9 protein-coding genes are annotated in these 9,841 nt (G+C 60.5%); 5 read left to right on the plus strand and 4 right to left on the minus strand.

Annotated features, from left to right (window positions below; translation table 11 throughout):
* Window positions 1-2: 2 nt before the first annotated feature.
* A complete protein-coding gene (locus tag SHEL_RS07790) occupies window positions 3-1,124 on the plus strand; it encodes a tyrosine-type recombinase/integrase (protein WP_012798716.1) in 1,122 nt (373 codons plus the stop codon).
* Window positions 1,125-1,526: 402 nt separating this feature from the next.
* On the opposite strand, the gene SHEL_RS07795 is transcribed toward SHEL_RS07790, so the two are convergent.
* From SHEL_RS07795 to SHEL_RS07805, 3 genes are all read right to left on the minus strand, one after another.
* On the minus strand, window positions 1,527-2,336 hold the full coding sequence (locus SHEL_RS07795) for an MBL fold metallo-hydrolase (RefSeq protein WP_012798717.1): 810 nt from the start codon (window positions 2,334-2,336) through the stop codon (window positions 1,527-1,529).
* A gap of 96 nt (window positions 2,337-2,432) precedes the next feature.
* A complete protein-coding gene (locus SHEL_RS07800) occupies window positions 2,433-3,182 on the minus strand; it encodes a helix-turn-helix domain-containing protein (RefSeq protein ID WP_012798718.1) in 750 nt (249 codons plus the stop codon).
* 319 nt (window positions 3,183-3,501) lie between these two features.
* Window positions 3,502-4,710 (minus strand): MFS transporter, encoded by a 1,209-nt coding sequence (locus SHEL_RS07805; protein ID WP_012798719.1) that lies wholly within the window; start codon window positions 4,708-4,710, stop codon window positions 3,502-3,504.
* Between the two features lie 323 nt (window positions 4,711-5,033).
* Between SHEL_RS07805 and SHEL_RS07810 the strand changes: the two genes are divergently transcribed.
* A complete protein-coding gene (locus SHEL_RS07810; RefSeq protein WP_012798720.1) occupies window positions 5,034-5,624 on the plus strand; it encodes a helix-turn-helix transcriptional regulator in 591 nt (196 codons plus the stop codon).
* Window positions 5,625-5,686: 62 nt separating this feature from the next.
* Here the strand turns inward: SHEL_RS07810 and SHEL_RS07815 are convergent, their stop codons facing one another.
* Window positions 5,687-6,637: an N-acetylmuramoyl-L-alanine amidase family protein gene (locus SHEL_RS07815; protein ID WP_012798721.1), complete on the minus strand. Its 951-nt coding sequence runs from the start codon at window positions 6,635-6,637 to the stop codon at window positions 5,687-5,689.
* A gap of 188 nt (window positions 6,638-6,825) precedes the next feature.
* Here SHEL_RS07815 and SHEL_RS07820 point away from each other — a divergent pair, with 188 nt between their 5' ends.
* The 3 genes from SHEL_RS07820 to SHEL_RS07830 all read left to right on the plus strand — a co-directional run bounded on the left by SHEL_RS07820 (window position 6,826) and on the right by SHEL_RS07830 (window position 9,837).
* Window positions 6,826-7,833, plus strand: a complete 1,008-nt coding sequence (locus SHEL_RS07820) for a M28 family metallopeptidase (protein WP_012798722.1) — start codon at window positions 6,826-6,828, stop codon at window positions 7,831-7,833.
* Window positions 7,834-7,839: 6 nt separating this feature from the next.
* Window positions 7,840-8,739: a ketopantoate reductase family protein gene (locus tag SHEL_RS07825; protein WP_012798723.1), complete on the plus strand. Its 900-nt coding sequence runs from the start codon at window positions 7,840-7,842 to the stop codon at window positions 8,737-8,739.
* 75 nt (window positions 8,740-8,814) lie between these two features.
* Window positions 8,815-9,837 (plus strand): acyltransferase family protein, encoded by a 1,023-nt coding sequence (locus tag SHEL_RS07830; protein WP_012798724.1) that lies wholly within the window; start codon window positions 8,815-8,817, stop codon window positions 9,835-9,837.
* Window positions 9,838-9,841 lie beyond the last annotated feature (4 nt).

The raw sequence follows: 9,841 nt of genomic DNA on the forward strand, positions 1-9,841 counted from the left end.
CCATGCCCAAATCCACTTTCGGGCATATTGAACGTCTTGGCAAGAACCTGTACAGATGCTATTGGCATGAGGACGGCAGGCGCCGCTCCCACCGCGTGCACGGGTCGCTGGACGACGCGAAGGACTTCCTCGCCTCCCGCAGGATCGGCCTCGCGGGGTGCTCGGACCGCACCACCTGGCGCGAGTTCTGGGCGGCGGTGGTGGAGCCCTCCTTCGACGGGCTGGCGGCCAAGACCGTCCACAACTACAGGCGGATATGGGAGCGCCACCTGGCGCCGACGCTCGGGCGGAGGACCGTCGCGTCGACAAACGCGCAGGCGGCCGACAGGGCCCTGGCGCGGATAGCGAGCCCCGCGTCCCAGAAGGCGGCGAAGGCCCTGGGGCGCAAGATCTGCAACATGGCCGTCCGCGAGGGCATACTGGAGCGCAACCCGTTCGTCGGCGCGAAGACGGCCCGCGCGGGCAGGCGCCGCAAGGAGCCCTACACCGCGAGGGAGGTCGAGGCCTGGCTGCGGGGCATGCGCGGCTCCAAATACGAGGCCGCGCTCATTTGCGAGCTCGGTGCGGGACTCCGGCACGAGGAGGCGTGCGCCCTCACTTGGGAGGACGTGGCCGAATGGAACGGCAAGGCCGTCCTGCGGGTGAACAAGGCGCTCACGACCGTCAACGGCCGCAGGGAGCTCAAGGGCACGAAGACGGCCGACAGCGAGCGCGTCTGCATCATGGGCGAGCCGTTCGCGTCCAGGGTCCTCGAGCTGAGGGGCAAGGGGCCGCTGGTCCCGTCCGCGCCCGGCACGGACGTGCGCAGCCCGTGCGACATATACGCGAACCCCGCGACGATCACCCACAACTACCGCGAATGGTGCAGGAAACACGGCATCAGGTACGTGTGCCCGAGGGACCTGCGCTCGACGTTCGCCACGCTGCACGGCGAGGCCGGCTCGCAGGACTCCATGGTGGCCCTCGCGATGGGCCACACGGACGGCACGACCAAGGGCCGGCACTACCAGCAGCGCACGATCGCCGGGCTCGCGATGATCGCCGACAACCTGGCGGAGTACCTCTGCACGCCCGACCCGGACCTTCCGGACATTCCTTCTCTGTTCCCGCTCGACACGGCGTAACGCCAGGTGGAGGGCGTGCGGGGACCGTTTTTGTAATCAGTGGGTTGCGGGTTCGATTCCTGTCGCTGGCTCCATAGCATAACACGAGGTCAGAGCCTGTTTCTGGCCTCTTTTTTTGCTCCTTTTCTCGCACCCCAAATCGGCCGGAAGTGTGTAATATCGTGCCTAAATGCGCCTAAGTTGTTCCCTACTTGTTCCCTACCTGTTCCCGCCCCGGACGCAGCAACCGTGTCGCCTGCCGAAGCAGGTTGATCGCCGAGAATCAACTACGCGCCGCGCCCTGCTTTCGAACGCGCATTGGAATGAGAACGGGGAGATCTTCCGATACGACACCTCTCGGAAGCCAGCTTTTCTCATCAATTCCTCGATTTTTGCTTCGCATCTGCGCACATGGCAGCCCCGCTATTCCGCAAAGCAATCGTAAGGGGCGGTCTCGTCGAATAAAAACCCCTTCGCGTTCAGGTCAGGCAGGACTTCTATGTGGGAAAACGCCTTCTTGGCGTCATCGGTGTACCCGTTGTGCGAAGTGAACACGTATTCGACCCCGTTCAAATCGATGCGACGCCTCAGAGCTTCCAGCGACCGCCGGTTCAGGTCGCTATCGTAATTGAACATGCCGAAAAAACACCATCCGCCATCTTTGTTAAGAGCGATCGCGTCGCCCGTGAAGAGCATGGTCCCGTCTACCAGGTAGCACAGATGCCCCAGCGTGTGCCCAGGGACAAGCAGTGCTTGGACCGTGAACTCCCCCACCTGGACCTCTTCCCCATCAGCCAGCAGACGGTACCCATCCGCAATCGTGACGGAGTTCTTCAACCCGAAAGGCCCTATCTGCTTGCGGTGGTAGGTGTTGGTCAGGTAGTTCTCTTCAATCTCGCCCAAGTACACCTGCGCATGAGAGAAGCGGTTCTCCTGACGGACGTCCAACCCTCCGGCGTGGTCGGGATCCGCATGGGTCAAAAACAGCGCCTCCACCGATTCGGGTTTGATGCCAACGGCTTCACACCCAGGAACAAGCCCGGGGTGCCCCTTGTACCCGGCGTCGATGGCGATAGTCGCCTTCCCTTTCCTGAGCAGGAAAATGTTAACGTCGTATTCACGCACGCAACTCACGACATCAGTTAGACGACCCGTTTCGCAGGGGTGCAGCGCGCCCTTGCCCCGATACATCCGAGGAACGATATGGGTGGCAAAATAGTCGATCAGGCTCATATGAGCTGCTCCTTTCAGGAATCTGATGCATGCTTTGCCTTAACCTACCGCTCCCCTCCGATTCGCGCTTTCAAAAAGTCGCTGTTTTCGCAGGCGCTACAGGCTGAGCAGCTTCCGGAGCTGCATGCCGGTCAGCTTCATGCTCGACGTCGCGATGTGGGACGACCCCGAAAAACCAGTGTCGTAGGCGGCCTGCGTGATGCTTTGGCCGCCGACCATCTTGCGGCATGCACGTTCAAGCCTCTTGTACTGGATGTATTCTTTCAGGGTGATACCGGTCTGCTCCGAAAACACGTGAGCCAGTCGGCTTTTCGAGAGGCACACCCGGTTCGCCAGGGCACCCATGGCGAATTCGGCATCGCTGCTGTCCAAAAGCGAGATGACCTCGCAGACCGCCTCGCCGAACGGGCGCCGCACCATAGGCGCCTGCACCGCATCGAGCACCGCTTCGCATATGCGTTTCACATCGGCCTCGGACGGGCTTTCCACAATCGCCCGCAAGCAAGGTCCGAGCCGCTCGGATTCGAACACGCGGATACCGTTGCCACGCAGAGCGTAGGCAGCCAGGGGATATCCGAACTCCGTCAACCCGTCAACGAATATGGCTATGCCAGGTGTGCCTGCATCGGCAATCGCATGCACGACATCTGGCCCTACAACGATGACCTGACCTTCCACACGTTCAGCATCCGTTGCGACATGGCCGACGCCCGCCGCCGACGCATACAGCTCGATAAGAGGATGCCTGTGCAGCTTGGCGCCGAACGTGTCGGACAGGCCGGCGATGTAATGTTCGTCAATGTAGATTCGGTTTTCCGCCATGGATGCTTCGGGGGTGCGCCCCATGACCTTTCAGTTCTCAAACGTTGTCAACACCGCAACTGTACACCAAAATCCGCCAATACGGAGGCGCAGATTCATCTCGTTGCGGTCCGTACGGGCGGGGCTACCAGACTCCAAAGGCCCTTGCGGTAGGAAACGTGCCTCTTTTGCATGACGACTGCCGTTTTTAAGGGTTAATAACGCCGATCGACCGTCTTTCGAGCCTGGATGACGATACTTTCGATCGAAAAACCGCCTTCGATTGGCTTGGCAATGCAAAAGAGGCGCATTTCCTACCTCATCCATGTCTCGAATGTGGTAGCAGGGGCATCGACGAAAGCAGCTACCTTTGGCGCTGCCCGCTACCCCTGCGGAGGTTCCATCGAAGGATAATGGCAAAAGCGCAGGCCAAAGGCACCAACATGACAAGCCACACAAGACTGTACGCCTCAAGGATGCTGCCTGTGGCCATGTCGAGCAGCTCGATCACGGCACCTGCGACAGCCGGGCCTACAAGAAAACCGAGATCCATCCCGGTGAAGCTGGTATTGCTGGCCGCACCCCGCCTCTCCGCATCCACGCTGGCCATGGCCAAGGTCTGCACCAAGGGCACGCATGAGCCGAAGCCCGCCGCCCCGATGACAGCCGCCACAAGAAAGCCTGGCAACGTCGCAGCCTGGGAAAGCACCACATAGGAGAGTGCAAAACACGCTACGCCCGCAAGCAAAACCCGCTCGGCTCCGAAGTTGTCCGCCAGGCGACCGAAAAGCGGCCGCGTGCCCAGAAGACAAATCGCATACACCACAAAATAGCTGCCGATGTCGGCAATGCCGAGCCTGTTTGCATACAGCACCAGATACGACCCCACGCATGCGAACGCCGCCGCGAACAGCGTCAGCACAATGGCCTTGCCCACCGCCTCGCGAGCGAACATGCGGTCCAGCCTTAACTGGTACGGTGGGCGTTCGCGCGGGGTCTCCCTCACTCGCGTGATGGCTAAAACCGAAAACAGCAGCATGCATGCGGCGATGCGGTATGTTACCTGGAACCCAAACGCATCTGCCATCCAAAGGCCTGCCGCAGGCCCTATGACCTGGGCGAAGGATTGCGACAGCATGTAGATGCTCACACCGCTGGCAAATTTGGACATGGGGAGGTACTCGCTGACCAGCGACATAGCCACGGGGCCTGCGCACCCTATGCCAAGCCCGTGAAGAAGACGCACCGCGAACAAGGCCCAAGAGGTACGTGCGAAGCTGTACAGCAAGAAGGCCAGGGCGATGATGCCTTGCGCCGCCAGAAGAATCCTCTTGCGCGAGAAGCTGTCGAATGCGGGACCCGCGAACGGCCTGATCAGCAGGGCCGTTATCGCGAAGGCGCCGATGATGACGCCCACCATGCCGGCGCTTGCGCCCATGCGGTCGATGTAGAGCGGCAACGTAGTGTTGGCCGTGAACGCCGCCAGACTCTGGAAGAAGTTCGACGCCATCAAGATGACAAACGGAGCGCTCCAGATGGTTTCCTCAGTATGTCTGCGATTCGTTGCGCCCACACCCAACTGCGATTCGTACCCTTGCTTCCCTAAGCGACAAGCCCAGCCGCCCACCCATCGGGCGGCCAAACCACAAGACATTGTAGCAGACACGCGCGGGTGTCTCCCTGCACGCAGCGGCGCATGCCACGGCCGAAGCGCAGCCGACACATCGGCGCGTATCCTTCACGACATACAAACGACCTGGTCATTGTCATGTCAAAACCTTTTTGCAAACGATTTGGGACCCGCAGGCATACCATGTCAAAACCATTTGGTGGTACAGTAGACGAAAACATGGCACGGTTGTCCCCGTAAGAAGGGGCACGACGAAAAGGAGCACCATGGAAGTAGGCAACCGCATTCGGGAGGAACGCGACCGGGCCAACCTGTCCCAGGAAGGCTTGGCCGAGAAGATCTTCGTTTCCCGCCAGACGGTCAGCAATTGGGAAACCGGCAAGACCTATCCCGATGTGCAGAGCCTGCTTCTGATGAGCAACCTTTTCGGAGTGTCCATAGACAGCCTTGTGAAAGGAGACATCGTGGCCATGAACGAAGAGCTCGACCGCAGCGCAAGCCGCATGAAAACCCTTGCAGGAAGCATGACGGGCCTGCTCGTCGTGTCCATTGCAGGCGCCGCATACTTCCTGGTTGCCGATTCGGTCGCCGCGGCCGTCGTATGGTTCGTCGTGTTCTGGGCGGCATCCATGATTTCGGCCTACGCCATCGAACGCATCAAGAAGGCCCACAACCTGCAGACCTATGCGCAGATCAAAGCTTTCATGGACGGCGAGCCCGTTCCCGACGACGCGGAATCGTCGATGCCGGCATGGACTTCATCGGCGCTCAAGGCGCTTGCGGGGGCCGCATTCGGACTCGTTCTCGCCGCAATCTGCGTTGCGGTCTGGACCTTCTTGGCAGGCGGACTCTCTTAAAGCGAAAGGGGTCGCAGCGGCATCGTGCCCTGCGGCCCTTTTCATTCGCGTCCGACCTGAAGCTACTTCATCCGTCCAGAGCCGTCGAACACGTATTTCTTCCCATCGATGGTTTTGGTTCCCGTCTGCATGGCACCGCCCGGGCTGAACCAATACCAATAGCCGCCGATCTTCTGCCAACCGCGCTTCATAACGCCGTCGCTACCGAACCAATACCAGCTCCCGTCGATATTCGCCCAGCCGGTCTGCATGGCTCCGCTGCTGGATAGCCAGTACCACTTGCCGCCGGAGTACACCCATTCGTTCGAGCGCATGTCAGCCGCGATGCAGTAGTACCACTTGCCGCCGGACTTCAACCAGCCCTCATGTCCCCTGCCGTCCGCGTCCATATAGCTCCAGATGGAAACGCCCGTTTCGTCTTGCCATTTGAACCACCCGGTCCGCATGACGCCGTTGCCGCCGAAATAATAATAGTAACCGTCGATTTCGCTCCAGCCCAGCACCATGCTCCCGCGGTCTATGTAATAGCGTTTGCCGCCCGAACTCAACCATCCGGTGCGGCCGCTTCCGTCGCTGTCGAAATAGTACCAGGAGCCTTCGAAACTCACCCATCCGGTTTTCATGACGCCGCCGGCATCGAAGTAATACCGGTTGTTGCCGAGCTTGTAGATTCGGTCGCATACCGTCCAGCCGTTCACGGCGTAGTACCACTTGCTTCCCGATTTGACCCAGCCTGTACGGCCCTTGCCGTTCTTCTCGAAATAGCACCACCGACCATCGGGTTTAAACCAGCCCGTCTGCATGACGCCGCCCTGGTCGAAGCCGTAATTCACGTCGTCAATCGTGTAGACGCCGCCTGAATAGAACTCCCCTTCCTCCGAATAGTAGCGCCACACGCCGGAATCCTTGACCCAGCCGGTTTGGGCATATGCAGCGGTGGCCATACCCAGCGTCAGGCAGCAGGCTGCAAGCACTATCGCGGCCCGAAACAGAAGGTTCGCTCGACACCTCATAGGAAACTCCTTGCCCCATATGCGGTTTCTTCCTGCACTGCGATTATACAGCCGCCAAGACGCCCGACCGGCGGCCGCGACTGTGTTGTTCGGGTAGCGTTTGACATACGGCACGTTCTCGGGTAGTACAGGATGAAGAACACGGCGGCGCACACAGCGTCCGCACCCCGCGCATTACGGAGAGAGCCATGCATCACGATTTCTCGGCAGAAGCCCAACGGTATTTCGAATACATCGGCACGCACCTGACCAACCGTTCCGGCGACTCACCCGACCACAAGGCCGCTCAGAACTGGATTGTCAAACACCTGGTAGGCGCCGGATATTCGCGCACCCAGATAACCTTGCAGGACATCGAAGAGCACCCGGGCACGAACATCGTCCTGAAGATAGACGGGCAGGACCCCAGCCGCTTGCTCATCGTGGGCGCCCATTATGACGGCGACGGCGTCGGCGACAACGGATCGGGCGTGGCCCTGCTGCTGTCCACGCTGTGCGGGCTTAAAGGCGAGCCGCTCCCCTTCACCACGTATGCGGTGTTTTTCGACGAGGAAGAAACCGGATGCAACGGATCGGCCGCCTTCGCCGCAAGCCTCACGCCCGAGCAGGCGGCATCTACGGTGTGTATGATCAACATCGACGCCATCGCGTTCGGCGATTACTGCAACGCCTACGGCGGCCACCAGGACCCGGACACGAAAAAGATCACGCTCCTGCAAGGCTACACGCAGGCATGTGCCAAGGCCCGTAAGCTCGGCTTCCACGTGTGGGGCCCCGATGAGCTGGACGGATACTTCGCAGCCCATGGCGAAGGCCCCGCGCTCGATCCGTTGGGCCTGTTCACAAGTCCGTGGACGCCGAACAACCCCGCACCTGAAGACACGGTTCGGGAAGAGTGGCGCGCCTACTCGCCCACAACCATCCCGATGAGCGATCACGCCGCCTTCGACGAGCTGGGCATTCCCTACCTGTACCTCGAGGCCACGAACTGGTTCTCGCCATCCGACAACCCCAAGCGCGCCTACATCGGCTACACCGACGTAGGCGACCCCTCTATCGGCGTGAGCGGCATGATCATGAACACCGAGTTCGACAATCTGGAAACCATGGCGAAGTATTTCCCAGGCCGCTCCCTCGAGCATTTCAAACTGTACTCGCCGCTTCTGGCAGCGCTGCTGCTGGACCCGGTCGGGTGATTCGGCATGAGGGTTCTTGTTTACGGCGCCGGCGTAATCGGGTGCCTCTACGCGGCCCTGCTTTCCGAAAGCGGCGTCGACGTGACCGTATACGCCCGCGGGGCGCGGCTTGAAAGCCTGCGGACCCAAGGCCTTCGCCACACGCAAGGCGAAAGCATACGGAAGGCACTCGTCAAGGCGATCGGCGCGCTTGACCCGGACGATTCCTATGACTACGTGTTCCTGACGGTCAAGGAGAACCAGGTCCGCACCGCGCTGGCCGAGCTGAGCCGAAACGTCAGCCCCACCATCGTCACCATGGTCAATTCCTTGGACCCTTACGAAACCTGGGAAGACATCTGCGGTGCAGGCCGCATCCTCCCCGCGTTTCCCGGTGCAGGCGGCGGATTCGAAAACGACGTCCTGCATGCGTCCCTTACGCCGCGCCTCGTGCAGCCCACCACGTTCGGCGAGATATCGGGGGCATCCACGGCGCGTCTGACGCAGCTCGCGCACATGTTCCGCAACGCGCGCATCCCCTACCAGATCGTACGCGACATGCGCGCATGGCAGATCTGCCACCTGGCCATGGTGGTGCCCATCGCCGACGCGTACTACGAAGCGGCCGACCCCGCGCATGCGGGACGCGACCGCAAACTCATGCGCACCTGCGCCTCACGCATCAAGACGAACTTCAAAGCCTTGCGATCTGTCGGCATCCGTCTGACTCCGGCGAAGATGAACCTGTTCGCCGTGTTACCCTCTGGCCTGGTCGCGCCCATCCTCGGGCGCGTGTTCGAAAGCCGCTTCGGTGACGTGTTCATGTACCGCCACTCCATGAAGGCGCCCGACGAGATGCGCGAGCTCCACGACGGGTTCTACGCCTATATTGAACAGGCGCGCACGACCGGCAAAACGGCGGAATAGACGCGGCTGCGTTCGGGTGAGCGCCACACCAGGGGTCGTGGTACAATGCGGCTTTCTGTATATAGGGAGGACATTGTGGCAGAGACCAGCATGCCGATACCGGCACCCAAGAAACGCATCGATTTTTTCGACAACCTGAAGGGCGTGCTCATCATCCTGGTGGTCATCGGGCATTTCCTGCTGCCGGTGCACAACGACAACGCCGTGATCACTCCGATCTACTACCTCATCTACGTGTTCCACATGCCGCTGTTCGTGTTCGTCTCGGGATTCTTCGCGGCAAGCATCTTCAAGAACGGGCGCCTGCGCTCCAACAAGATCTTCTCGATGCTGCTTATGGCCGCATTGTTCCAGCTCACCATCATGGCACTCAAATGGGACTGGTCCTTCGACTCGTTCCTCAACTTCAACTCTGCGCCATGGTACCTGGTGTCGTTGGCCTGCTGGAACCTTCTGGTACCGCTGTTCCTCACCCTCAAACCCAAGCCCGCCATCATCGGCGCCTTCGCGCTGGCTTTGCTAGCCGGCTGCTGCGACGGCCTTACCACCTATATGTCGCTGGTGCGCACCGTCGGTTTCCTGCCCTTCTTCCTCATGGGCATGTACTGTACGAAAGAGCAGCTCAGCGCAATAAAGGAATCCTCGTGGCTCAAATGGGTCGCCCTTGCCGCCGTGGCGTTCATGGTGTGGTATTGCATCTTCGGCACCTGCACGGCCGAACTCTGGCAGACCGGCTACTACAACTCGGGCTACACCGGCAGCAACCTGGTGGGCATGGCCGCCCGCACGGTGATGTTCGCCATCGCCGTCCTCATGTCGCTGGCCCTGCTCTTCGTCATGCCGTCGAAACATACATTCCTGTGCTACCTGGGCGAACGCACCTTGCAGATCTACATCCTGCACCGCATCATCCGCCAGGTGTTCAGCATCTTCGGCTTCTTCAAGCTGCCAGTCCTGCTTGACCCCGTGTGGGGGCCGGTCATCCTGATAGCGCTTTCGCTCGCCGTGGTTGCCGTGTGTTCCATCGACGTCATCCGCAAGCCCTTCGACGCCATCATGGGCATCAAGTGGAACGCGATCATAAAGCCTGCCGCATAAAAAC

The sequence above is a fragment of the Slackia heliotrinireducens DSM 20476 genome (assembly GCF_000023885.1).
GTDB lineage: Bacteria > Actinomycetota > Coriobacteriia > Coriobacteriales > Eggerthellaceae > Slackia > Slackia heliotrinireducens.

What these genes read in the sequence shown, in the direction of transcription:
- SHEL_RS07790 (WP_012798716.1), top strand. Translation starts at nt 3, where the DNA reads ATGCCCAAATCCACTTTCGGGCATATTGAACGTCTTGGCAAGAACCTG.
- SHEL_RS07795 (WP_012798717.1), bottom strand. Translation starts at nt 2,336, where the DNA reads ATGAGCCTGATCGACTATTTTGCCACCCATATCGTTCCTCGGATGTAT.
- SHEL_RS07800 (WP_012798718.1), bottom strand. Translation starts at nt 3,182, where the DNA reads ATGGGGCGCACCCCCGAAGCATCCATGGCGGAAAACCGAATCTACATT.
- SHEL_RS07810 (WP_012798720.1), top strand. Translation starts at nt 5,034, where the DNA reads ATGGAAGTAGGCAACCGCATTCGGGAGGAACGCGACCGGGCCAACCTG.
- SHEL_RS07815 (WP_012798721.1), bottom strand. Translation starts at nt 6,637, where the DNA reads ATGAGGTGTCGAGCGAACCTTCTGTTTCGGGCCGCGATAGTGCTTGCA.
- SHEL_RS07820 (WP_012798722.1), top strand. Translation starts at nt 6,826, where the DNA reads ATGCATCACGATTTCTCGGCAGAAGCCCAACGGTATTTCGAATACATC.
- SHEL_RS07825 (WP_012798723.1), top strand. Translation starts at nt 7,840, where the DNA reads ATGAGGGTTCTTGTTTACGGCGCCGGCGTAATCGGGTGCCTCTACGCG.